Raw genomic sequence first — 24,168 nt, forward strand, 5'->3', positions numbered from 1 at the left:
GGGCAACCAGACGAGGGCGCCGCTTGCGTTGTGTTGAGTATGATAAGAGCGGCTTGAGCGCTGGGAATACAAGGGCAAAATGAAGGATATGACGAAAGATATTCTGGCTGGCGCCGAGAGCAGGCGCCGGAACGGTTCTGGTGATGCTCTTGGACCGAACTCCGAAATCGGACGCAAACTCAAACAATATTACGACGCGCTGGTCTCCGACGATGTGCCGGATCGCTTTTCCCAGTTGCTTAGCCAGCTGGAACAGGCTGAACCCGCACAGAAGAAGGACTGAGGCATGGCCGCGGTCTCCCAAGGCTTCAAGACCGATCTGCTTGGGGCAATCCCAAGTCTGCGCGCGTTCGCCGTGTCGCTGACTCAAAATGCCGATAAAGCCGACGACCTCGTCCAGGAAACGCTCGTCAAGGCTTGGGACAAGCATGAGAGCTTCCAGCCCGGCACCAACCTCAAGGCCTGGCTTTTCACCATCCTGCGCAACGAGTTCTATTCGCAGATGCGCAAGCGCGGGCGCGAAGTGCAGGACAGCGACGGTATCATGACGGCCAGGCTTGCCGTTCATCCGGCTCAGCACGGCCAGCTTGACCTGAAGGATTTTCGTGGGGCGCTGGAACAATTGCCGGAGGACCAACGCGAAGCCATCATCCTCATCGGCGCGTCTGGTTTCTCCTACGAGGAGGCCGCCGAGATCTGCGGTTGCGCGGTGGGGACGATCAAGAGCCGCGTCAGCCGAGCCCGTACGCGCTTGCAGGAGATCCTGAAAATATCAGGCGAGGACGAGTATGGTCCGGACGCAATTTCGGCCCAGGTAACGAGCTCGCCGGCAAGCTGACCGCGATCGTGTCTCAAGCGCGTCCGCAGGCCGCGGCGACCGCTTGCACGAGGTCTTCACCCGAATAGGGTTTGCCAATCAGCCTGACGCCCGGAAACGATGCCTTGATCTCCTCTGCATCCGAATAGCCCGACGCAAACACGAAAGGTATGCCTGCCGCGCGCAGGCCGGAGGCGAAATCGATCGTCGAGACACCGCCCAGCATCAAGTCGACAATGGCTGCATCGAATCGCGTGGCGACCTCGCGGCCATCGACCTCGGTCAGGTCACGGGCGATCACCACCTCATCGGCGCCATGGTCGCGGCAAAGCTGCTCGACATCCATGGCGATCAGAAATTCGTCCTCCAGGACCAGAATCCGCAATCCGTCAAGCAATGTGGGCACAGGCAAAGACTCCTTGAAACGCCGGAGTCATGATCGCTAATTCGCTTGCTGTCATTTAAAAAAGACATGTGGCAAGCGGGCGGAATCTCAATCCTTGCAACGGGAAACGCGCTCCTCCAAGAGCGGGCTTTCGAAGGGGGTCGAAATGTCAGTCCAGAACAATAGCCAATATCCTTGCGAGAACTGCCCATTGCGGCCGTTGCCGATTTTCCGCGATTTCGAAAAACAGGAACTGGCCTTCATCAGCAAATTCAAGAAGGGCGAACTCGCAGTCGAAAAGGGTGGCACGGTGCTGGTGGAGGGAAGCCATAGCGCCCATCTCTACACCGTGCTCTCCGGCTGGGCGTTTCGCTACAAGTTGTTGCGGGACGGCCGCCGCCAAATCCTCAACTATCTCATGCCCGGCGATCTGATCGGCCTGCAAGGCAGTGTGATGGGCGAGATGCAGCATTCCGTAGAGGCACTGTCGCCGATGCTGCTGTGTGTTTTCGAGCGCGAATATCTGCATGAGCTGTACCGCAATCATCCCGGGCTGGCCTATGACATCACCTGGATCGCATCGCGTGAAGAGCGGATGCTGGACGAGAACCTGCTCAGCCTCGGGCGCCGCAGTGCGATCGAGCGCGCTGCCTATCTCATCGCCTTCATCGGCAGCCGCGCCAAGGTCGTTGGACTGAATGGCAACCAAACTGTCCAGATACCGATCACGCAGCAGCACATTGCCGATACGCTCGGCCTGTCGCTGGTTCACACCAACAAGACGATCCGCAAGCTGATGGATCGCAAGCTGATCGTCTGGCGCGACGGCGGCTGCGTGGTCTCCGACAATGAAGGCCTCAAGCGGCTCGCCGGCTGGGAAGGGCTGGGTGAAGCGCGCCGGCCATTAATCTGAGGAAGCGTCTCTTGCCGGAGCCGACGGACCGGTGCGCGCCGATGCGTTTTCGGCTACTTTGTCCCAATGCCGGAACCTTGAGGCGGGCAGCGCGTTTGAAACCAAGCAATCACAAGGAGTTAAGCCATGGCCACTGCCGCAGGAAAGACCGCAAACGACGCCCGTGCAAATGCGGACCTGGAAGCCGACATCAGGCAGTTGAAGGCCGACATCGACAAGCTCACCAAACAACTGGCCAAGACCGGCGAGCATGGTTATGGCACCGCGCGCCGCGCAGCCACGGAAGGGGTCGAGCAGTTGCGTGCGCAGGGCGAAGCAGCCTTTGACAGCCTGCGCAGCAATGCCAAGGACATCGAAGCGCAGATGATGGCAAGTGTACGCGAAAAGCCGGTGACGTCACTGGCGATCGCCGCCGGCGTCGGCTTCCTTTTCGCACTCATCGCGCGTCGCTAGTCGCTTCGGATGGGAATGCTGGCAACCCTGATCTCGGGTCTCGCCTCGGGGGAGACCGTGGCCGCCATATACCGGGCGCGCACGGCGGCAATCGTCTATGTGATCGCCATGGCCGCCGCACTTTGCGGTCTCGGCTTTCTTGTCGGGGCCGCCTATATCTGGGCGGCGATGCGCTATGGGCCGCTTGCCGCGGCACTGGGGTTCGGCGTCGGTTTTCTGGTGCTTGCCGGGCTTGTCCTGCTGGTCTACCGGATATCGGCAGGCTCGCGTGCCCGGCGCCGGGCGCAGCGCCGCAATGCCGACATGAAGGCGATCGGCATCACCGCCGCACTCGCCGTGCTGCCGAGCCTGCTTAAGGGAAAAGGCGGTCTCGGCGTCATTCTGGGGCCGGCCGTGGCCCTCGCGGCCTACGCCATCTACCGCGAGAATGTGAAATCCGACGATCCGGACGAGAGCGAGCGGAGATAGAGCTGTCGGGAGGTCACTTCGACAGATCTTCCAGGGGCATCGATATTTCGGCAAATACGCCTTCCGGCCGGAATTCATGGGTCACTTCGCTGGAAATGACCTTGGCAAGGCTGCGGCGAATGAGGATCGAGCCGAAGCCGTGCCGATCCGGCGGAGCGACTTGCGGGCCGCCGCTTTCACGCCAGGTCAGCACAAGACGCCGGGCATCCCTCCTGCCTTGCGTCCTCCAGCCGAGGTCGACCCTGCCTGACGGCACCGACAGCGAGCCATATTTCAGCGCGTTGCTGGCGAGTTCATGCAGGATCAGGCCAAGCCCGATGGCCTGGTCGGGCGACAGCAGCAGGTCGTCGCCGGAGATCGTCATGCGCGGCTGCTCGGCCGTTTCGAAAGGTTTGACCTCGATTTGGACGAGTTCACTGATGCCGATGCCACGCCACTCGCGGTCCGACAACAGATTGTGGGCGATGCCCAAGGCCTGAAGCCTGGCGCCGAAGGCCTCGAGGAACTGGCTTGGCTGGCGGGCATGGCGCACGGTCTGTGTTGCCAGCGCCTGGACGGTCGCCAAAGTGTTCTTGACGCGATGGTTGAGCTCACGCAGCAGCAGCCGTTGCCGTTCGTCGCCGAGCTTGCGCTCGGAGATGTCGTAGTTGACGCCGAAGATCAATGTCGGCTTGCCGTCGCCGTCACGCTCGATCACACGGCCGCGCGTGGCGAGCCAGCGCGGCGGGTGAAAGCCCTTCACCCGGTATTCGCCGAAATAGTCGTCGCTGCCGGTCAGGGCGTCGCGAAAGCGGGTTTCGGTCTGGTAGACGTCACGCGGATCGATGGCGGTGAGGATGTCGCGTGCGCGCAACCGGTTGGAGCGCGGCAGGTTGAACAGCTCCGACATCAATGTGTCGCATTCGATGATATCGGTACGGATATCCCATGCCCAGCTGGCGAGCGATGCCGCATCGAGTGCGATGGCGCGCCGTTTTTCCTCGCGAACCAGTGCGGCCTCGGCGATCGTGCCGCTGCGGGTTGCGTCCTTGAGGGTGAACAGGCTGGCGGCGAGGCCGGCGAGCGCCTTCAACTGGTCGAGCTCGGCGCGGGATGGAGAACCATGCGGCTCGCGGTCGAGCACGCACAGCGTGCCGATGCGGGCACCTGCCACGATCATCGGTGCGCCGGCATAGAAGCGGACATGGTGCTTTCCGGTGACCAGCGGGTTTGTCTTGAAACGGGGGTCCGTCGTTGCATCCACGACAACCATCGGCTCGTCGCCGGCGGCAATCGCATGGGCGCAGAACGAGACGTCGGTCGTGGTTTCGGTCTCGTCCAGGCCGAAGCAGGATTTGAACCACTGCCGTTCCAGGTCGACGAGTGTGACCAGAGCAATCGGCGCCTGCATCACCGCCGCGGCAAGGCTGCTGACGCGGTCGAAATCCGGGTCGGCCGCCGTATCCAGCATCTCCAACCCGTGCAGCACAGCGAGCCGGTCAACATCCCTGACTGCGCGCGCAACTTCGGCGGGCAGCTCGGGCACTGTTTGCGTCTTGCCAGTCACCCCAATTGCCTCGTCCCGGTCATCGCCGCCGCATGCTTGCGACGGTGCAAGGCCAACGCGCTTTTCCGGAACCATCCTAGCGAGGAACCGTTACCCGACAATGATTTGCCGAGCGCGCCAGTTGGTGCAGAATGAGACAGGGATCGAGCATGGCCAAGATCATTCCAGAAAACAAGGCCCGGCAGGGGCGATGGGGCTGGCATGGATTTCGAATCCTGATCGCCGCATTGCTTCTGGTGTTTGCCGCGTGGGGCATTGCCGAGATCTATGGAGTGTTGATCAAGACGCCAACCAGCGATGAACAGCATGTCCCCACACCGCCCAACACCACCGAAGAGGCTCCTGCTGGTTAAAGCCGGTTTGTTGGATGCAACGCACCGCATCAGGCGGCTCTCGATTGAGCCGCGCTCGCCGGCACCAGTACATTCAGCGCGCCAGGCTGGATCTCGATTACCGTTTCACGGTCAAGCCTGACCAGTTCGCCGTCCATGACGGCGCGAAACTTGCGGCTGCTCGAATGGATTCTCAGCACCGTTCTGTTCGTCTGGTGGATTTCGACATGTTCGTTGTCGCGCCATTTGCCGCGCGCCACGTTGAAGAAGAACTTGACCAGTTCGGCGCGCTGCTTCGCCACCGTGACATAGACACCAAGCACGCCGCCCGCCGGATTGTCGGTGTAGGGCAAATGGCCTTCGCCGAACAAATTGTTGGTGACGCCAATGCCGGTGATGCGGGCCGCCATTTCGGCCTCGCCGATGCTGAGTGTCACATTCATCGCAGGTGGATTGTTGATCGTCGCCCAAGCCGCCTTGGCCGAGGCGCGGATCTTTCCCAACCGCGAACCGAACTCCATCTTCTGGCGCAGTTGCACCATCTTCGCATGCATGCCGATCGAGAACTGGTGCACGAAAGGTTGGCCATTGGCCGTCGCCACGTCCACTGCGATGATTTCGCCGTCGGCGAAGGATTTCAGCGCGCCGTCGAGCGACTGCGGAATGCCCAGCCCGCGTGCGAACAGGTTCATGGTGCCGGCCGGCAATATGGCTAGCGCCTTCTTCGTGCCCATCAGCCGGGCAGCCGCGGCGGAAATGGTCCCGTCGCCGCCACCCGCCAGCACGATGTCGACCGAGCGACGCGAAGCTGCGCTGTCGAGCGTTTCCACCACGTCCTTGCCGGCGACAATTTCGATGCTGAGCGAGTGACCCGCCGCTTCCAGCGTTTGATGCATCCGGTCGGAGAATGCGGCGAGGTCGGTGGTGCGCAAAGTGCCGCCATCCCGGTTCAGCACCGCTGCGAATTTCATGCCCCGCTCCACCATGTCAGCCGAAAAGTGGCCGGGACACACCCAGCCGATGGCTGAAACGCGGCGGCGACGGAAAGGTTCCCTAGCTACGCGTGGGCTGCCCGGCGGCCCGATATTTCTGTGGTTTCGTTTCCCGGACGGCAGCGGTTTGTCGGAACAACAGACTGGTCACGACGTTGTGAACCTGTAGATGCCGCGTCCGATTTCCCCAGCGAAGACGCGGCGCATGAGATCAGGCACGAGGAGAGACTATCATGATCCGCAATCTTTTAGCCACGACCGCACTCGCAACACTGATCGCCACCGGCGCTTATGCGCAGAGTGCGACGACCCCGACGCCGGCGCAGAGCCCCGCCGTTCAGGAGTCAGGCGCTGCAGCAGTCCGCGCAGAGGGCAGCATCGTCACCAACATCATCGGTGAATCCGTCTACAACGGCACCGGCGATGATGCCGAGAACATCGGCAAGGTCAGCGACGTCGTCTTCGACAAGGATGGGCAGGCGAAATCCGTTGTCATCGACGTCGGCGGTTTTCTGGGCGTCGGCGCCAAAAGCGTTGCCTTCGACTACAGCAAGCTGCAGTGGGCCGAAAAGAATGGTGACCGCTGGCTGGTGGCCCCGACGACCAGGGACGAGCTGACGGCACAGGCAGAATTCGACAGCAAGCCCTACGCGCCGGCCCCGGCGCCTGCCGCATCGACCGACGCGACAGCACCGACGGCACCCGCTACGACGGATACGGCACAAAAGCCGGCCGACATGAACGCCGCACCGGCGGAACCGGTGAAGCGCGCGGATGGTAACCTTGCCACCAACATCATCGGTGAAAACGTCTATAACGGCACCGGCGACGACGCGCAGAATATCGGTGACGTCAATGACATCGTGCTGACTAGGGAAGGCAAGGCCGAGTCCCTTGTCATCGGTGTTGGTGGTTTCCTTGGTCTCGGCGCCAAGAACGTCACCTATGACTTCTCCAAGGCGCAGTGGGCCGAGAAGGATGGCGACCGCTGGCTGGTCGCCCAGACCACCAAGGAAGAGCTGCAGGCGCAGCCGGATTTCGACCGCAAGGCCTATGATCCGGCGCCGGCAACGACGGCTTCCAATGAGCCTGCGGCCACCGCTCCGGCAGCTGTGCCCTCTGACACCACGGCTCCTGCTGTCGCTCCGGCAGACAAGACCGCCGAAGCTCCGGCCGCGACGACCCCTGACGCCTCGGCTCCCGACCAGACACAGACTGCCGCCATCGACAAGTCGACGTTGACCGAGATGCCGGTCGGCGAGATTCGTGCCGATGACCTGAAGGGCACGACTGTCTACGGCGCCAACGACGCCAGGGTCGGCGAGATCGGCGATGTCGTGCTTGCGCCCGACAAGAAGGCCGACGCGGTGATCGTCGACGTCGGCGGCTTCCTCGGCATCGGTGAGAAGGAGGTCGCGGTCGGCATGGATAATCTCAAATTCATGACCGATAAGGACGGCAACAAATATCTTTACACGACCTTCACCAAGGAACAGCTTGAGGCTCAAACCGCCTATGACAAGGGCAGCTATGCCGAACAGCGCGATCAGCAGCGCATGATCGTAAGGTAATTCTGTTCAGCCAAATGAAGCCCGCGCTGGCAACGGCGCGGGCTTTATTTATGTGTGGCCAGGTGGCAGGCCAGCGGCATGGCCGACTAGGCCGTTCTCGGTCAATTCGGCCAGTGCCAACGACTGGTCGAGATGTTCGGCCCGCCAGGCGAGCAGCCGTTCGGCGAATTCCAGGCGCACGGTGAGATGACTGGGGTCGGCCGCGAGATTGTCCAGCTCGCCCGGATCGTTTTCCAGATCGAACAGCAGCGGCGGCAGGTTGCCGCCGAAATGCACATACTTGAAATGTTCCGTGCGGATAACGGCGAGGTTGCATTGACGTGCGGCGATGCCGAAATGGTTTTCGGCCTCGCCCGCGGCAATCGAGCGGAAGTCAAACTCCCAATGCGCGGCATCGCGCCACGCCGCAGGGGTTTCTCCGCTCAGGAACGGCTTCAGCGAGGCGCCGTCGAGATGCGGCGCGGGCTTTTCGCCGAGTAGGTCGAGAAGGGTCGGCAAAATGTCGACCGCTTCGGTGAAGCTGTCGACACGGCCGCCGGCAGCCTTGCCGTGGCGCGGATCGCGGACAATCAGCGGAATGTGGTAGCTGCCGTCGAAATAGCCGCCCTTGCCCAGCATGAAATGGTCGCCCATCATCTCGGCATGGTCCGAGGTGAGCACGATGATGGTGTCGTCCCACGCGCCCGCGGCCTTAAGTGCTTGCCAGACGCGGCCGAGCTGCGCGTCGACCTCGGAAATCATGCCGTAATAGATCGCGCGGATGCGGCGAAAATCGTCTTCGCTCCAGTCGTGCACCTTGTCTCTGGCTTCGGGCCGGAATTTTATCTGTTTCTGCCGGCCGAGATCATAGGCTAGATAGGGATGGTTTTCCGCCTCTTCCTGCCAGCTTGCCGCGCGCCGGAAGGCCGGGCCGTCAGCCGGATCGTACATTGTATTGTAGGGCTCCGGGGCAATGAAGGGCGGGTGCGGGCTGATGAAGGAAAGATGCGCGAACCACGGCGCGGCGTGCTCCTGTTCGCCAAGCCAACGCGTGAATTCGCCGGTCAGGAAGGCCGCCGGGGTTTGTTGCCCGCGGTAGACGGGCGGCGCGTTGCTGATGGTGGTCCCGGCGCCGTCGGCCACCGGACGGTGGATGTCGGGGGAGCCGGCGCTGGCGTCGACACCTTGCAGCTCCAGCCAGGATAGCCATTGCTTCTGGTGCTCCGGCAGCAACTGGCGCACCGTAAAGCCGGGCAGCACGCCTTCATAGCTTTGCAGCCGCGGATCGCCCGGGGCCAGCAGGCGCGGATCGAGCGAGACGTCGGTGTAGCCGAACAGCGTCGGATCATAGCCCAAGGCCCGAGCCGAGAGCGCGATGTTGCCGTGGCGCGCGTCGAGCGGCGTGCCGTTGCGGCAGACGCGGTTGTTCATCTGGTAGAGACCGGTGTAGAGGCAGGCGCGGGCGGGCGAGCAGGGCGCCGCGCCGCCATAGTGCCGCTTGAACAGCACACCCTCCCCGGCCAGTGCGTCGGCGTTCGGCGTCTGCACAACCGGATGACCGGCTGCGGACAGACAATCGCCACGCCACTGATCGCATGTGATCAGGAGAATGTTGGGCCGCCTGGCTTTTCCAGTCACTCACGATACCTTTGTCCCGGAATGTCGAATGCCGTTCATGGAAACGAATTCTGGCCACGGCGCAAGCCCGACTCTGCGAGCCAATTGGTGAACGAACTCTGTTCCATCGTTCACTTTTGCGACACAGTCCATTCTGTGTTTGCCGCCTTTGCGTAAACTGCTCGGGTCCTCATATTGGCATGGACAGCGGCGAGGGCCGCACAAGTACCAAGGGAAGGAGCAAGACAATGCTCGACCAGATCAAGGGCCTGCATCACGTCACGTCGATGGCCAGGGATGCCCGCCAGAACAACGATTTCTTCACCAGGAAACTCGGCCAGCGCCGGGTCAAGAAGACTGTCAATTTCGACGCGCCCGACGTCTATCATCTCTATTATGGCAATGAGACCGGCACGCCGGGTTCGGTGATGACCTATTTCCCTTTCCCCGACATCGGCAAGGGCCGGCATGGCGTCGGCGAAGTCGGAACCACCGTCTACTCGGTGCCGGAAGGCACGCTTGCCTATTGGGAAAAACGTTTTGCCGATGAGGGCGTCACCGGCCTCTCGCGCGAAGAGACCTTCGGCGAGAAGCGCCTGACTTTTGCCGGACCGGATGGTGACGGCTTCGCGCTGGTCGAGGGCAAGGGCGACGGCAGAGCGCCCTGGGCGAAAGGCGGTGTTCCGGTCGACCAGGCGATCCGCGGTTTCCATTCGGTATCGCTCAGGCTGAAGGATGGCGGCGCCACTGAGGAGCTGCTGAAGTTCATGGGCTATGAGGAAGTCGACAAGTCCGGCAATCTCAGGCGGCTGGCGGTGAAGAACGGCAATGGCGCCGATGTTATCGACATCGAATCGCTGCCGAGCACGGCCTTCGCCGATCTCGGTGCCGGCTCCGTCCATCACGTCGCCTTCGCGGTCGAGAACCGCGCCAGGCAGCTCGAGGTGCGCAAGGCGTTGATGGACACGGGCTATGGGGTGACGCCGGTGATCGATCGCGACTACTTCTGGGCGATCTATTTCCGCACACCGGGTGGCGTGCTGTTCGAAGTCGCCACCAACGAGCCGGGTTTCGATCGCGACGAGGATACCGCTCATCTGGGCGAAGCGCTGAAGCTGCCGTCGCAGCATCAGCACCTGCGGCCGTATCTTGAACAGCATCTGCAGAGCCTGGAAGGCTGAGGTCATGAGCAAGGACGCTTACATCCACAAGCTGCTGCCCGGTTCGCCGGGCGGTCCATTGCTGTTCGTCTTCCACGGCACTGGGGCCGATGAGAACCAGCTTCTGTCGCTGGGGCGCGATCTCGCGCCCCAGGCAACCATCATCTCGCCGCGCGGTGATGTGTTGGAACAGGGTGCCGCGCGCTTCTTTCGCCGCACCGGCGAGGGCGTCTACGATATGGACGATCTGGCGCGGGCGACGGATAAGATGGCGGGCTTCGTCAAGGCCCATGTAGAAGCAGCGAAGCCATCGGCCGTGCTGGGTCTCGGCTATTCCAACGGCGCCAATGTCCTGGCCTCGGTGGTGTTCGCGGTTCCGGCGCTGTTCGACGCGTCGGTGCTGATGCATCCGCTGATCCCGTTCGAGCCGCAGGTCAAGGGCAGCCTCGCCGGCCGCCATATCCTGATGACCGCCGGCAAGCGCGACCCGATCTGTCCGCCGAACCTGACCACGCGGCTCGAGGCCTATTTGCGTGCCGACGGCGCCGATGTCACAGTGGAATGGCACGATGGCGGGCACGAGGTGCGGCCAAACGAGATCGAGGCGGCACGGCGGTTCTTTGCCGATGCTGCCCAAGGAGCATAGCGATGCCTGAACAACTGCCTGAGATCGAACTTGAGGATCGCGGTTCCAAGGGCCGCTATGTCCTGCGTGGACCCGATGGCGCCGAGGCCGAGATGACCTTCACCAAGATCGGTGAGCACCAGATCATCATCGACCACACCGAAGTGCCGGACGTCTTTCGCGGCCAGGGTGCCGGGCTTCGGCTCGTCACCCGCGCCGTCGAGGATGCGCGTGCGGCAGGCAAGAAGATCATCCCGCTCTGCCCGTTCGCCAACGCCCAGTTCCGCCGCCATCAGGAATGGGCCGACGTGCTGAAGCGGTAGGGATTTCGTTGCTTGGAAACGGCGCGGCAAGCGGCTGCCATCCTGCCGGGGCGGCTTTGGCATTTGCGCGGGTGGCGCATCCTGCCTAAGTAGATAGGATATATCCTAGCCGCCGCGCCGACAAACGAACCGAATGATCCCCCAATGACCGAAACCGATCTCGTTCCCGTCTTCGACGGCCACAACGATACGTTGCTCAGACTCTATCAGTCGAAAGACACGGACGTCGAAAAACTGTTCATCGAGGGGAAATCGGGCGGCCATATCGACCTGCCACGCGCGAAAGCCGGCGGCTTCGCCGGGGGCATGTTCGCCATCTTTCCGCCGCCTGTCGAGAAATCCAGGCGCGGCGCCGTGCCCCTGGCGCCGAGCGTCGCCGAACCGCTGCCGCCCGAGGTTCCGCGCAATGAGGCGCTGACCTCGACGATCGCCATGGCCTCGATCCTGTTCAGGCTGGAACGGGCCGGAGCGCTCACCGTCTGCCGCAGCGCCGGCGATGTGCGCAATGCCATGGCGCAAGGTTCGATCGCCGCGGTGTTCCACATCGAAGGGGTCGAGGCGATCGATCCCGAGCTCACCCTGCTCGACGTGCTGCATGAAGCCGGCCTGCGCTCGCTCGGCATCGTCTGGAGCCGTCCGAACGCCTTCGGCCACGGCGTGCCGTTCCGCTTCCCGTCCTCGCCCGACACCGGACCCGGCCTGACCGATGCCGGCAAGGCGCTGGTCAAGGCATGCAACCAGTTGAAGATCATGATCGACCTGTCGCATCTCAACGAGAAGGGCTTTCGCGATGTCGCGGCGCTCAGCGATGCGCCGCTGGTCGCNGGAGTTCAGACGTGTGCTCTTCCGATCTGGATGGCGTTGGTCTTGGCTCCGATTTCGACGGCGCCATGATCCCGGCCGTCATCGGGGATGTCGCCGGCCTGCCGAAGCTGATCGATGCATTGGCGGCACGCGGTTTCGGCCGCGCACTGATCGAAAAAATCGCCTATCGCAACTGGCTCAATATGCTCGAGAAAACGATAGGTTAGAGACAAGCCTGCGGCATGGCGTGTGCGGCCCGCCGGCATATGTCGACAAGGACATACTTCGTCTGTGGAAGCCGGATGCGACTGGGTTGATAGCCGGCAATGCTGAAGACCTTCACGGATGAGGGCGGCGAATTCGAGCGAACCGATGTCGTCATCGTCGGTGCGGGTTTCACAGGCCTGTCGGCGGCGCTCGAGATGAAGAAGGCCGGCATCGATTTCATCCTGCTCGAAGCACGCGACCGCGTTGGCGGACGCGTCGAGTCCCGACTGAACGGACTTGGCGAACGGATCGATAGTGGCGGCCAGTTCCTGTGCGAGGACATGCCGGAATTGATGGCCCTGGTCGAAGCACGCGGCAAGACGCTGGTTGAAACCTATGTCGATGGCGATTTCATTACCCAGCCGACGATGTCCGTACAGAGAGCAGAGCGGATCTATGACGCGGCAATGGCAATCCGCGAGCGCATGAACGGGATCGATCCGGACGACGTCTCGATTGCCGGACTGGCCGTTGCCGACTGGCTTGCCCGCCAGCGCGATTCCGCCGATGCCAGGGCCGTCTTCCGTTCGATGATCGAAGGTCTCTGGTGCATGGCGCTGGATCGGATTCCTCTCTGGTATCTGATCGACAATGACCGACGCGTCACCAACGAGGTGCCGGAGCTGCAATATTTCGTGCGCGAAACCATGCATTCACTGGCCGACGATCTGGCCCGCGACCTTGGCGATCGGTTGCGGCTCAGCGAGCCCGTCACGCGCATCGAGCACAGTTCGCAAGGTGTTCTTGTCGTTTCGGCCGGGGGTGCCATCGAGGCGCGCGCGGTTCTGGTTGCCGTCCCCCCGGCGACGGTGACGGAGCTCGCCTTTGTCCCTGCCTTGCCGGCTGGACTACGGCGGGCGCTCGGCGCCTGGAAAAGCGGCGCGGCTATCAAGATCCTGGTGCGCTATGCCAAACCGTTTTGGCGCGGGCGGGATTTGAACGGCATGGTGATGTGGCTCGATCCGCCGGGACTGTTTGCCTGCGACGCCGGCAAGGATGTGGAGCATGCCGCGCTCGTCGTGTTCGTCGGCGGGCCGCTCGCGCTGCGCTGGCGCGACCTCGGCGAGCCGGAACTGCGTGCGGAGGTGACCGGCCGGTTGGAGGCAGCCCTTGGCCCGAGTGCCGGCGACGTCATCGATTTCAGTTTGCGTGACTGGGTAGGAGATCGCTGGAGCGGCGGCGCGTACAGCGATCTTGTTGTCGACGTGACAGCAAGAGATGCCGAGCGAACGATCCTTGCCGGCGCACCCCCGGTGTATCTCGCCTGTTCAGAACTCTCGCCGTCGTTTCCGGGGTATGTCGAGGGCGCTATTATTGCCGGGCGTATCGCCGCGCACAAGATCATTGCCGAGCTTCAAGCTCCGGCCTGAGCCTGGTCTTTTCGAAAAACTGTTTGGCAAGATCGGTCGGGTTGCGCCTCGAGCCCGAGCGCCGTCGAAGCTATGCCCGATTTTGCCCGACTTCGCCCGAATGCTGTTTCGAACTCGTTACAGTGCCAGTCCTTCGCCACCCCATCGTCGTTACAAAGTGCGGATAAGTTCATTTCACCGCCAAAAGAAACTCAGCGAAGGGGAAGGCAATGCATGCGAAAATCCAGACGATCCGCGGCGAGAGCCGCCTTCAGGCTCCAGAACGCAATGACCGCCGTCCGAAACTGGCGCTGCGCCAGCGGGCCAGCGACCACCCCATGGCGATGTTCATGGTGCTGGCTGCTTGCGCCTTCGTCGGCATGGCGTTCACGCCGACAATCGGGCCGGCCTTCGCTTCGTTGAATCCGCCGTCCAATCTCATCGACGGCGCGCAGACGACGACCAGGACCGCGCGTCTGCCGGTGCCGGTGACCGACTTCGCCTGCAAGGGCCAGGCCTGGGGTGCCGAGAGTATCGATTGCCTGCGCGCCATCGCCGAACAGTCCGGAACACACAAGAACCGCGCCATCCGCATGATCGCCTATGCCGCGCCCTTGGCCGACACGCCGAATATTTTCTGATTTTGTCGAAGCATGATCCGAAACCGTTCCCGCTTTGGGATCATGCTCCGGACTCCCCGAGCGCTCCCTCCAGTGCGCTCTTCTTCGGCCCCGGGGGCCTCTTCCTTATCCTTTCAAGACCGCCTGTTCGGCAATGGCGGACAGCACACTGCGCACATCCAGCGTGCTGAACGGCTTTTCCAGGATCTGCGGCCGCTGCTGTGCCGGCAGCGCCTCGATTTCGGCTTTCGCACCGATCAGGTCGCCTGTGACCAGCACGAAACGCCGTGCCAGATCAGGCTTTTCGGCGAGCAACTCGCGATAGATCGATATGCCGCTAACGCCGGGCATGCGCAGGTCCGAAAAGACGATGTCCGGCGGCATGTGGCCGCTCAAAGTGGCGGCGGCCGATTCCCAGACAGGAACGATCCGTGACTTGATGCCCATCAGTTCGAGAATGTCGGAGAGCGAGCCGGCGACATCCGGCTCGTCGTCGATGATCAAGGCATGCCGCAGGCCGCTCGATCGCGGCTGGTTGTCGCCGGCGATGGCGAGGCCGGCCACGATGGCCGGCAGCTGGACGACGAAGCGCGCGCCTCTCGGGAGCACTTCCTCGAACCAGACATTGCCATTGTGCCGCTCGATGATCGATTTCGAGATCGACAGGCCGATGCCGGTGCCGACGCCGACCGGCTTGGTGGTGAAATAGGATTCGAAGATGCGGCTGCGGATCGTTTCCGGCACGCCGGGCCCATTGTCCTCGACCGAGAAGCAGGGATGACCGCGGTCGCTGCGGAACGTCCGCACCTTGATCAGCCGGTCGCCGGCAATGCCGGCCAAAGCGTGCTGGCTGTTGATGAGGAAATTGGCCGCCACCTGCGTCACATGGTCGGCGTCGGCCATGGCCAGCAGCGGGCCGGCGGCGAAATCGGTGTCGATGGTGATGCCGCTCGAGCGCGCGCCATAGGCGGTCACTTCGAGTGCCGACCGGATCACCTGGTTGAGGTCGGTCTCGGCCTGTGCCGCGGGATGGAGGCGGACCATCGACAGGAAGCTCTTGACGATGCGGCCGCAGCGCTCGGCGGCCGCACGGACTTTCTCGGCGCGCACCTTGGTCTGCGGGTCGGAAGCGAATTCGTGCAGCAGCGTCGATTGCGCCACCACCACGGCCAGCGGATTGTTGAGCTCGTGCGAGACGCCGGCCAGCAACGAACCCATCGCCGCCATCTTCTCGTTCTGGTGCAGCTTCTCGCGCTGCCGGCCGATCTCCTCCTCGGCGCGCAATTTGTCGCGCAGGTCGCGGATGGAGCCGAAGATCAGGCGGCGGTCGGCAACCCGCATCTCGGTCGCCGTCAGCTCGATCGGGAACACTTCGCCGGCGGCGTTCTGGGTCACCGTCTCGAGCCGTTGGCCGACCATCGGCGCGCCGCGGCCGGACATGTATTCGGCCCCCGAAGCATAGCCCTTGCGGTAGTAGATCGGCACGATCGTATCGAGCAGGTCCTTTCCGAGGATGTCGCTGCGCTGGAAGCCGAACATCTTCTCGGCAGCCGGATTGAATTCGATGATCGAGCCGGTCTCGTCGATGACGACGATGGCATCGAGCGAGGCCTGCAGCATGGTGCGGCGAATGACCTCGCTGGCGTGGGCGTCCGAGGGCGAGCGCTCGATGGCGTCGCCGATGGCCAGCGCGATGATATGCAGCGTCGCCTCTTCCTCGTCCGTCCATGCACGCTCGTTGACGCAGTCATTGACCGCCAGCGTGCCCCAGAGATGGCCATGCGCGAAGACCGAGACCGAGAGGAACGATTTGATGTCCTGCTTCTCGAAATCGGTCCTCAGGAAGCCTTCGAGGTCGCGCGTATGGCCAGCGAAGATCTTGCCTTGCCGTTCGTCCTCGGCAAGCCGCTCCAGCAGGGGGTCGGAATTGACGATCGATTGCATGATGACGGTTGGCGACGCCAGTTCGCCGCCGAAAAGAGGGTCGATCCAATAGGCGGCGACGGATTGGGCGAAGCCCTGGCCGGGCAGTTCGCGCAAGCGAAACAGGATGCCGCGCTGGCAATCCATGGCCCGGCAGAGCGTTTCCAGTATGCCATCCATCTCGCGCTGCCAGTCGCCGGCCTCGCGAAGCCGGCGAACGACGCGCACGGCCGCCATCGCCGCGCCCTGCCTGAACCCTTGCATATCGGTGCTTGCTGCTTCAGCGATCATCTTGTGCCGTCATTCCGGAGTCGCGCCAATTCGGAGTCGTGCCAATTTCGGCTGGCGAGCAACCGAATCCTTCCGGCTCGGAGCTCAGTTCCCGTCGCCGGCCGGCAGCGAGAAGATATAGCCCTCGCCGCGCACCGTGCGCAGGAATTTCGGATTGGCGGGATCGGCCTCGATCTTCTTGCGTAGCCGCATGATGCGAATGTCGACCGCGCGTGACGATTCCGGATCTTCGGTGAAACCGATCGCCTCGGAGATGGCGGCGCGGGTCAGCAGCCGGTTGGCGCGGGTGAGGAAAATCTCCAGCACGTCGAACTCGCTCTTGGCCATGTCGATCACCGCGCCATTGGCGCCGGTGACCAGCCTGCCGTCGAGATCGGCCTGAAAGGGGCCGAAGGCAACGGAACGGCGATCCGTCCCGGCCTTGTTGTCCTGGAGCTCCTTCGGCTGGGGAACCCGGCGCAACACGCTGCGCACCCTGGCCAGCACTTCGCGCAATTCGTAGGGCTTGACGATGTAGTCGTCGGCACCGAGTTCCAGCCCGACGATGCGGTCGAGCGCAGTGCCGGCCGCGGTGGCATAGATGATGCCGATCGGCAGTTTCGAACGCAGCCAGCGGCCGAGCGAGAGGCCGTCCTCGCCGGGCATGGCGATGTCGAGAATGGCGAGATGAAACGATTGCGTTTCAACGAGGCTGCGCGCCGCGGCAGCACTTTCAGCGGTGGCCACGTCATAGCCGGATGCGCCAAGATATTCGGCGACCGCGTCCCTGAGGTCGGGCTCATCCTCGACGATGACAATTCTTGCCCGCACGATGCTTTCGCTCCCACTTTCAGTGGAAAGTAGATTGGGTATAAACATCATGTCCAGCACTCATATCCGGGTTGCCAGGGAACGGTTGGAAAACATGGCCGCACGATCCGTCATTGCGCTCGTTTCGGTAGCCGAAGTGGTGGCGACCGAACTCGCCGACCATCTCGAGCGGCGCGGCCACGATGTGCATCAGGCACGCCAGCCCTGGGAGGCCGAATCGCTGCTGTCGGGAAAGGGCATCGACGTCGTCGTCGTCGGCGACAGCCACAGCCAGGCGGAGGGGCGGGACCTGCTCAGACGGTATGGCGGCCAAGCAGGAGGCGGCGAGGGCGGACCGGATTTTATCCTCATCTGCCGGCCGGCCGATCTTGTCGACAAGGTGCTGGCGCTGGAGCTTGGTGCGGCCGACGTCGTCGAGAGCCCGCTCAATGTCCGTGAACTGGCCGCCCGTGTCGGCGGCCTGCTTTCGCGCCGCGGCAGGGGTACCCAGGAACTGATCGTGCTGGAGAACGCGACCGTCGATCTGAGATCGGCCATGGTCATGCATCGCTCCGGCTCCGAGGAACAGCTTTCGCCCGGCCAGGTGGCGCTGCTCAGGTTGTTCCTGGCCAGTCCACGCAAGGTGCTGACGCGTGACGATATCATCGCCGCGGCACCGGCCGAAAACGCCGACGCCTTCGATCGTTCGATCGATTCGCGCATCGTGCGGCTGCGCCGCAAGCTCGACACCGACACCATCACCACAATACGTGGCGCCGGCTATCGGTTCGATCCGCCGCGGCAATTCGCCGACTGACTGCCGGGTACTGGCGCAATCCCTTTTTTCGGGCATCGGATTTTCCATCTCTGGGCCCGATGCTCTTTATACTCAGCGTACCAGCAGAAGCGATGGCCCCACCGGCATGTCACTGCCCATGGTGAGTTCGCTTGCATGGGCGCGGTCCCTGAGAAGCATGGTGGCAAGACCGGCAAAGCCGAGCAGGCCTTGGGCGTAAAGCAGTGCGGACAGCACCGAAGCAGCGAATTTCGTTTTCATCGTCGCAGTTCCCCAAAAATGCCAATTCTCTAGAAATGAACCTGTTGCGGGTCGCTTCAGGATACCCCCGAAGTGCCCGCGCCGCCCACGGAGCCCCCCGTCGCGGCGCGGGCCTTCGGTCCTCTCGGCAGCAAGTTGCCGGAGGCGCCGCGCAAACCCGTCAGCCTAAGGCCGACCCGCCAGAGGGCCTTGAGCCGGGCGATGCGCAGGCTGGAAACAATCCAGACCGTGGCGAAAAACAGTGCGGCATGCAGCGTCGAAATCTCGCCTGATGTCATCGCGCCGAGGCTTGTCAGCGGGGTGCCGGCAACCGTGCCGACGCCGCCGATGACCGCTGCCGCGATGCTGATCCTGAGAAGCCAGGACAGCGCGTTCGATTTCGTTCCCATGTTCGTTACCGGCTGTTTTCGTTGCGTCAACTTTGCTCGCGGCCCGTATCCGGATCATGCCGCTAGGGGTCGCGCTTTGTTGCAGGTTGGTTTCGATACCGACGGTTGTTCTTTCACATGACGCCAATTCGCACTTTCGTTTGGGGGCGGATACTCATGTTCCCGACTCTGGGTCTTGGCTGGGCGGGCCTGCCGAGCCTGTTCTAGCTAGGCTTATAAGGAGGCGTTTGTTAACTAGTGGAAACAGATTCGAAACAGAAACGAGTGTTTTGCGAAATCTCCTCGAAACATGACGTTGGGATAAGCGGCCATCGAATTGGAGCCGGCCTAACCGGCAGAGAGAGGGGACTTCATCATGCACACCGCCATTTCCGCCAAGCTCATCAACATCACCGCCGCTGCCTTGACTGGTGCAGCACTGCTGCTCGGCGCCGGCTCGGGTGCGGCGCACGCCGCCAACAAGATCGTGGCGCGCGTTTCGCTTTCGCAGCAGATCATGGAAGTCTCCGTCGACGGCCGGCCGACCTTCGCCTGGAAAGTCTCCACCGGCGACCGGGCCCATGTGACGCCGACCGGCTCGTTCAAGCCGACCCGCATGCATGAAATGTGGTACTCGAAGAAATACGACAACGCCCCGATGCCGCACTCGGTCTTCTTCAGCGGCGGCTATGCGGTGCACGCGACCTACGCGATCAAGCGCCTCGGCCAGCCGGCTTCGCATGGCTGCGTGCGGCTGCACCCCGACAACGCCGCCGATTTCTACCAGCTCGTCGAAACCTTCGGGGCGACCAACACCAGCATCGTCATCGTCAAGTAGCAGGCTGGAAACGGTGGCGTGTCAGCATGCTGTCGCGCCTTGTTCAAGGCTCCCGCCGGAAAACGCTGCGGTATCGAGTACAGCGCAAACCGGCGGTATCGAGCAAAGCTCGAACCGGGGTATCGAGCCCAGCCAAAAAGAAAGAGGCCGGGAAATTCCCGGCCTCTTTTCTTTTGCTTCCATCGATTTGTCCTGCACATTTCCGGGCGGGACTCCCTCGACCGCCCTAGCTCGGCAGTGCCGGCATCAGCTTGGGGTCCGGCTTCTCCGCCAAATGAGGCAGATCCTTGCTGGCGATGAAGGTGTAGAACATGGGCACGACGAAGAGCGTGAACAGGGTGCCGACCAGGATGCCGGTGAAGATGACCAGGCCCATCGAATAGCGGGCCGCGGCACCAGCGCCGCTGGACGTGATCAGCGGCACAACGCCGAGCGCCATCGCCGCTGTCGTCATCAGGATCGGCCGCAGGCGCACCTTGGCCGAGGCGATGATGGCGTCGCGCCGCCGCATGCCATGTTTTTCACGCTGCTGGTTGGCGAACTCGACCAGCAGGATGCCGTGCTTGGTTATCAGACCGATCAGTGTGATCAGGCCGACCTGCGTGTAGATGTTGAGCGTGCCGAGGCCCAGATTGAGCGGCACGATCGCGCCGAAGATCGACAGTGGCACCGCCATCATGATGATCAGCGGGTCGCGGAAGCTTTCAAACTGCGCCGCCAGCACCAGATAGATGACGACCACGGCGGCCGCGAAAGCGATCAGGATGGTGTTGCCCTGTTCCTTTTCCTGCCGCGATTGACCGGAATAGTCGAGGAAGAAGGTGTCGGGCAGGCTCTCCTTGGCAATGTCCTCCAGCGCCTTCAGCCCGTCGCCGGTGGTGACGCCGGGCAGCGGGAGCGCCGAAATCGTCGACGAATTCAGCTGGTTGAACTGCTCGATTGCCGCCGGCGCCGCATTGGTCGAAATCTTGACCACCGCCGATAGCGGCACCATCTCGCCCGTCACGCTGCGCACGAAGTATTCGCCGAGCTTGTCGGGGTTGTCGCGAAACTCTTGCGGCACCTGCGGGATGATGTCGTAGCTGTTGGAGTCGCGGTCGAACTGCGCCACTTCGGCGCCGCCGACCAGCAAGGTCAGCGTGCGGCCGATATCGGCGATCGGCAGGTTCAGCGCCGCGGCGCGGTCGCGGTCGATGGTCACCGTCACCTCCGGCGCGTCATAGGCCATCGAATTCTGCACGACGATGAAGCGGCCGGAGGCCTGCGCCTTGTTCTTGATCTGCTCGGCCACCTCGTACACCTCCGAGGAAGCGCCCGTCGATCGCACCACCATGGAAATGGGCAGGCCGCCGCCGGAGCCCGGCAACGTCGGCGGTGCAAAGACGAAGGCCTCGACACCGGCCACTTTGGCGATACGGGCCGTAATGTCGGCCTGCAGTTCCTTCGAATTGCGCTTGCGTTCCGCCCAGTCCTTGAAGGCATAGCCGACGAAGGCGCTGTTTGTCGTGCCGCCGAAGGCCACGGCCGAGAACTGCGCCCGTGTTTCGGGAATATCCTTCACCAGGCCGAGGATCTGGTTGACGTATGTCTCGGTGTAATCGGAGGTCGCATAACGCGGCCCCGTCACAATCGAGAGCAGAAAGCCCTGGTCTTCTTCCGGCGCCAGTTCGCTCGAGGTCTTGGTGAACATGAAGCCGGTGACGCCGACAAGCGCAAGCACGATGATCAGCGTCAATGGGCGATAGTTCAGTGATCCGGTGACGGCCCGTTCATAGACATGCTCGACGCGCGCGAAGGTGCCGTCGACAATGCGCTGGAAACGGCCCGGCGTGCCGGACTTCAAGAGGCGTGCCGACATCATCGGGGTGATGGTGATGGCAATGACACCCGACAGCACCACCGAGCCGGCGAGCGTGACCGCGAATTCACGGAACAACGCGCCGGTCAGGCCGCCGGTGAAGGCCAGCGGCGCGAACACGGCGGCCAGCGTCATGGTCATGGCAACGATGGCCGACGATATTTCGCGCATACCGCTGAACGCGGCCTGCATCGGCGACATGTGGTCTTCTTCCATATGGCGATGGATGTTCTCCACCACCACGATGGCGTCGTCGACGACCAGGCCGATCGCCAGAACCATGGCCAGCAGCGACAGCAGGTTGATCGAGTAGCCGACCGCAAACAAAAGGAAGCAGACGCCGATCAGCGACAACGGGATGGTGATGATAGGCATCATCACCGACCGGAAGGAGCCAAGGAACAGAAGAATGACGACGATGACGATGGCAACCGCCTCGGCGATGGTCTTGAACACCTCTTCGATCGAGGCGCTGATCTGCCCGGTCGCGTCGTAGACGACCTCGATCGTCATTCCCTTCGGCAGTGTCTCCTGAATCTGTGGCACCAGCTTGGTGAGCGCCGCCGCCGTGGTCAGCGGATTGGCCGCCGGCGTCGGGAAGATGGCGAGGAAGGTGCCGGGCTTGCCGTTGAACGAGACCCTGGTGTCGGTGTTCTCGGCGGCGAGTTCGACGCGGGCCACGTCGCGCAACCGCACCACATTGCCGTCAGTCGAGCGCAGCGGCAGCTCGGCGAAGGCCTCCGGCGTCTGCAATGTCGAGCGCACGGTGATCGAGGAAACGACATACTCGTTCTGGGTGTTGCCGGGCGCCGACAGGAAGTTGGAATTGTTGATCGCCGTCAGCAGTTCTGAGGCCGTCACGCCGCGCGCGGCAAGCTTGACCGGATCGATCCAGACGCGCATCGAGTATTCCTGGGCGCCGAAGATCTGCACGTCGGCGACGCCTTCGACCGTCGACATGCGCGGCCTGATGACGCGCTCGATATACTCCGTAAGCTGCTCCTTCGTCATGTTCGGATTTTGCATCGAGATGTACATCATCGCGAACTGCTGGCCGGTGCCCTTCACGATGACAGGGTCCTTCGATGCGTCCGGCAAGGTGCCGCGCACGCCCTGGACCTTGGACAGAACTTCGGTCAGCGCGACGTCGGGGTTCGAGCCGAGCTTCATCTGCACCGTCACGGTGCTGGAGGACGGGCGGCTGGACGAGGTGACGTAGTCGATGTTTTCGGTCGAGGCGACGGCGCGCGCGATCGGGGCGGAAATGAAGCCCTGGATCAGATCGGCGCTGGCGCCCGGATAGGCCGTGGTGATGGTGATCGCCGTTTCGTCGACCTTCGGATACTGCCGGATCGACAGGTTGAAGATGCCCTGGAAACCCAGAAGCAGGATCATGCAGCCAAGGACCGTCGAAAGAACAGGCCGGCGAATGAAGAGATCGGAGATGCTCATTGCTGGCCGGCCTGCTTGTTTGCCGATTTGGTCGGGTCGATGGTGTTGTCCACAACGACGGACATGCCGTTGAAGAGGCGGTTCTGACCGGCGGTGACGACTTCGTCGCCAGCCTTCAGCCCCTCGACGATCTCGACCATGCCTTGATTGCGGCGGCCGGGCTTGACGAACACCTGCGACAGCACGAGCGCGGGCTTGTCACCTTCCGCCGCCGGCTTGGCCGCATCGGGAGCCTGGTCAGTCGGCTTTGCCGCATCGGCGGCGGGCTTGGCTGCATCAGCCGCCGGCTTCATCGCATCGGCCGGCTTGGTGTCCGCAGGCTTGGTGTTCGCAGGCTTGGCATCAGCCGATTTGTCGGCTGCCGGCGCGGCGGGTTTTTCCTCCGGCTTGGCAGCTGGCGCCGCCTCGGCGGGCTTGGCTGGCTGCACCACGAAGATGTAGTCGCCATAGAGACTTGTCGTCAGCGCCGTCTGCGGCAGGGTCAGCACGTTCTGCTCTTCGGGCAGCTCGACACGCACCTGCACGAACTGGCCGGGGGTCAGCTTGCCATCGGGATTGGCGACTTCCGCCCGGATGTTCACCAGCCGGCTGGACGAGTCGATCTTCGGGTCGATGCCGCGAATGGCGCCTGCGAATGGCCTGTCCTCACCGCCAAAGCCCAATCGAATCGTCTGGCCTATCTTGAGCAGAGCGAGTTGCTGTTCGGGAACCGAGAAATCGACCCGCATCGTGTCGAGATCCTGCAATGTCACCACGGCGGTGCCGGGCGCCAGATACTGGCCGATATCGATCCTCGGAATGCCCACCGTGCCGCCGAAAGGCGCCGTCAACTGCTTCTGCTCGAGCACGGCCTGCAGCTTGGTGACCTGAGACGCCGAGGCCGAGGCCGCCGCACGCGCCGTGTCCAGCGTCGAGTCGGAGCCAACGCCACGCCTGGTCAGTTCGATGGCGCGGGCAAGCGATGTCTGATCGAGCGCGGCCTGCGCCTTCTGTGCGTCGAGATCGGCGCGCTCGACGGCGTCATCGAGCTGCAGCAGAACCGCATTGTCCGCCACCTTCTGGTTGGCATGGAAAAGGATGTCCTTGACGATACCGGTGGTCTCGACCGTCAGGTCGACACCGCGCACGGCCTTGACCGTACCGATCGCCTCGACGCCCGGCGTCCAGGCCGAAGGCTTGGCGATGGTTGTCGAAACGGTTGCCGCCGGCGGCTTCATCGATGCGAAGTACTGCTTGATGCCGTTGTCACGCAGGAAGTTGAAGCCGACGATGCCGCCGACCACGACGACGAGCAGGGCCAGAACCAGAACGATGATAAAGATACGAAGTATGCGCTTGAACAAGGAAGTCCCCTCAGTCGAAAATCCGGCG

The 24,168-nt window shown here is 62.9% G+C and carries 24 protein-coding genes; 14 read left to right on the plus strand and 10 right to left on the minus strand.

What is annotated here, in order from left to right; translation table 11 throughout:
* The first annotated feature begins 79 nt into the window (after positions 1-79).
* Both X735_RS152750 and X735_RS152745 read left to right on the plus strand, forming a co-directional pair.
* Positions 80-283 (plus strand): NepR family anti-sigma factor, encoded by a 204-nt coding sequence (locus X735_RS152750; RefSeq protein WP_023810998.1) that lies wholly within the window; start codon positions 80-82, stop codon positions 281-283.
* Positions 284-286: 3 nt separating this feature from the next.
* Positions 287-838 carry an RNA polymerase sigma factor gene (locus X735_RS152745; RefSeq protein WP_013529285.1) on the plus strand — a complete coding sequence of 184 codons (552 nt, stop codon included), beginning with the start codon at positions 287-289 and terminating at the stop codon, positions 836-838.
* A gap of 13 nt (positions 839-851) precedes the next feature.
* Here the strand turns inward: X735_RS152745 and X735_RS152740 are convergent, their stop codons facing one another.
* The gene (locus X735_RS152740; RefSeq protein WP_023810999.1) at positions 852-1,223 is read right to left on the minus strand and encodes a response regulator; all 372 of its coding nucleotides are present in this window, start codon (positions 1,221-1,223) and stop codon (positions 852-854) included.
* A 145-nt stretch (positions 1,224-1,368) separates the two neighbouring features.
* Here X735_RS152740 and X735_RS152735 point away from each other — a divergent pair, with 145 nt between their 5' ends.
* The 3 genes from X735_RS152735 to X735_RS152725 all read left to right on the plus strand — a co-directional run bounded on the left by X735_RS152735 (position 1,369) and on the right by X735_RS152725 (position 3,036).
* The gene (locus X735_RS152735; RefSeq protein WP_023811000.1) at positions 1,369-2,115 is read left to right on the plus strand and encodes a Crp/Fnr family transcriptional regulator; all 747 of its coding nucleotides are present in this window, start codon (positions 1,369-1,371) and stop codon (positions 2,113-2,115) included.
* Positions 2,116-2,241: 126 nt separating this feature from the next.
* Complete coding sequence (locus X735_RS152730) at positions 2,242-2,568, plus strand: DUF883 family protein (protein WP_023811001.1); 327 nt, start codon at positions 2,242-2,244, stop codon at positions 2,566-2,568.
* Between the two features lie 9 nt (positions 2,569-2,577).
* On the plus strand, positions 2,578-3,036 hold the full coding sequence (locus X735_RS152725; protein WP_023811002.1) for a hypothetical protein: 459 nt from the start codon (positions 2,578-2,580) through the stop codon (positions 3,034-3,036).
* Between the two features lie 13 nt (positions 3,037-3,049).
* On the opposite strand, the gene X735_RS152720 is transcribed toward X735_RS152725, so the two are convergent.
* Positions 3,050-4,582, minus strand: a complete 1,533-nt coding sequence (locus X735_RS152720) for an HWE histidine kinase domain-containing protein (RefSeq protein ID WP_023811003.1) — start codon at positions 4,580-4,582, stop codon at positions 3,050-3,052.
* 149 nt (positions 4,583-4,731) lie between these two features.
* On the opposite strand from X735_RS152720, the gene X735_RS152715 reads away from it, so the two are divergent.
* Positions 4,732-4,935, plus strand: a complete 204-nt coding sequence (locus X735_RS152715) for a hypothetical protein (protein WP_023811004.1) — start codon at positions 4,732-4,734, stop codon at positions 4,933-4,935.
* Positions 4,936-4,964: 29 nt separating this feature from the next.
* On the opposite strand, the gene X735_RS152710 is transcribed toward X735_RS152715, so the two are convergent.
* A complete protein-coding gene (locus X735_RS152710; RefSeq protein ID WP_023811005.1) occupies positions 4,965-5,885 on the minus strand; it encodes a diacylglycerol kinase family protein in 921 nt (306 codons plus the stop codon).
* Between the two features lie 254 nt (positions 5,886-6,139).
* On the opposite strand from X735_RS152710, the gene X735_RS152705 reads away from it, so the two are divergent.
* Positions 6,140-7,477 carry a PRC-barrel domain-containing protein gene (locus X735_RS152705; protein WP_023811006.1) on the plus strand — a complete coding sequence of 446 codons (1,338 nt, stop codon included), beginning with the start codon at positions 6,140-6,142 and terminating at the stop codon, positions 7,475-7,477.
* 48 nt (positions 7,478-7,525) lie between these two features.
* Here the strand turns inward: X735_RS152705 and X735_RS152700 are convergent, their stop codons facing one another.
* A complete protein-coding gene (locus tag X735_RS152700) occupies positions 7,526-9,094 on the minus strand; it encodes an alkaline phosphatase family protein (protein ID WP_023811007.1) in 1,569 nt (522 codons plus the stop codon).
* A 227-nt stretch (positions 9,095-9,321) separates the two neighbouring features.
* On the opposite strand from X735_RS152700, the gene X735_RS152695 reads away from it, so the two are divergent.
* The 5 genes from X735_RS152695 (at position 9,322) to X735_RS152675 (ending at position 14,242) form a co-directional block, all read left to right on the plus strand.
* Positions 9,322-10,254: a VOC family protein gene (locus X735_RS152695; RefSeq protein WP_023811008.1), complete on the plus strand. Its 933-nt coding sequence runs from the start codon at positions 9,322-9,324 to the stop codon at positions 10,252-10,254.
* A gap of 4 nt (positions 10,255-10,258) precedes the next feature.
* Positions 10,259-10,879: an alpha/beta hydrolase gene (locus X735_RS152690; protein ID WP_023811009.1), complete on the plus strand. Its 621-nt coding sequence runs from the start codon at positions 10,259-10,261 to the stop codon at positions 10,877-10,879.
* Between the two features lie 2 nt (positions 10,880-10,881).
* Positions 10,882-11,181 (plus strand): GNAT family N-acetyltransferase, encoded by a 300-nt coding sequence (locus X735_RS152685; protein ID WP_023811010.1) that lies wholly within the window; start codon positions 10,882-10,884, stop codon positions 11,179-11,181.
* Between the two features lie 1,130 nt (positions 11,182-12,311).
* Positions 12,312-13,622 (plus strand): flavin monoamine oxidase family protein, encoded by a 1,311-nt coding sequence (locus tag X735_RS152680; RefSeq protein ID WP_023811011.1) that lies wholly within the window; start codon positions 12,312-12,314, stop codon positions 13,620-13,622.
* Positions 13,623-13,831: 209 nt separating this feature from the next.
* On the plus strand, positions 13,832-14,242 hold the full coding sequence (locus X735_RS152675) for a hypothetical protein (RefSeq protein WP_023811012.1): 411 nt from the start codon (positions 13,832-13,834) through the stop codon (positions 14,240-14,242).
* Between the two features lie 105 nt (positions 14,243-14,347).
* Here X735_RS152675 and X735_RS152670 read toward each other — a convergent pair whose 3' ends face one another.
* Both X735_RS152670 and X735_RS152665 read right to left on the minus strand, forming a co-directional pair.
* Positions 14,348-16,435: an ATP-binding protein gene (locus X735_RS152670; RefSeq protein WP_023811013.1), complete on the minus strand. Its 2,088-nt coding sequence runs from the start codon at positions 16,433-16,435 to the stop codon at positions 14,348-14,350.
* A gap of 84 nt (positions 16,436-16,519) precedes the next feature.
* Entirely contained in the window at positions 16,520-17,293 is a 774-nt protein-coding gene (locus X735_RS152665) for a response regulator transcription factor (protein WP_196815325.1), read from the minus strand.
* A 46-nt stretch (positions 17,294-17,339) separates the two neighbouring features.
* Here X735_RS152665 and X735_RS152660 point away from each other — a divergent pair, with 46 nt between their 5' ends.
* A complete protein-coding gene (locus X735_RS152660; RefSeq protein ID WP_023811015.1) occupies positions 17,340-18,041 on the plus strand; it encodes a response regulator transcription factor in 702 nt (233 codons plus the stop codon).
* 72 nt (positions 18,042-18,113) lie between these two features.
* Here the strand turns inward: X735_RS152660 and X735_RS1000000167480 are convergent, their stop codons facing one another.
* Both X735_RS1000000167480 and X735_RS152655 read right to left on the minus strand, forming a co-directional pair.
* Positions 18,114-18,281 (minus strand): hypothetical protein, encoded by a 168-nt coding sequence (locus tag X735_RS1000000167480; RefSeq protein ID WP_023811016.1) that lies wholly within the window; start codon positions 18,279-18,281, stop codon positions 18,114-18,116.
* Between the two features lie 56 nt (positions 18,282-18,337).
* A complete protein-coding gene (locus X735_RS152655) occupies positions 18,338-18,670 on the minus strand; it encodes a hypothetical protein (RefSeq protein ID WP_023811017.1) in 333 nt (110 codons plus the stop codon).
* Positions 18,671-19,025: 355 nt separating this feature from the next.
* On the opposite strand from X735_RS152655, the gene X735_RS152650 reads away from it, so the two are divergent.
* Positions 19,026-19,487 (plus strand): L,D-transpeptidase, encoded by a 462-nt coding sequence (locus tag X735_RS152650; RefSeq protein ID WP_023811018.1) that lies wholly within the window; start codon positions 19,026-19,028, stop codon positions 19,485-19,487.
* A 226-nt stretch (positions 19,488-19,713) separates the two neighbouring features.
* Here X735_RS152650 and X735_RS152645 read toward each other — a convergent pair whose 3' ends face one another.
* Both X735_RS152645 and X735_RS152640 read right to left on the minus strand, forming a co-directional pair.
* Positions 19,714-22,797, minus strand: a complete 3,084-nt coding sequence (locus tag X735_RS152645) for an efflux RND transporter permease subunit (RefSeq protein WP_023811019.1) — start codon at positions 22,795-22,797, stop codon at positions 19,714-19,716.
* A complete protein-coding gene (locus tag X735_RS152640) occupies positions 22,794-24,140 on the minus strand; it encodes an efflux RND transporter periplasmic adaptor subunit (protein ID WP_023811020.1) in 1,347 nt (448 codons plus the stop codon). The genes X735_RS152645 and X735_RS152640 overlap by 4 nt, the downstream gene beginning before the upstream one ends.
* Positions 24,141-24,168: the final 28 nt, after the last annotated feature.

It is taken from the genome of Mesorhizobium sp. L2C084A000 (genome assembly GCF_000502875.1).
In the GTDB taxonomy this organism is placed as follows: domain Bacteria; phylum Pseudomonadota; class Alphaproteobacteria; order Rhizobiales; family Rhizobiaceae; genus Mesorhizobium.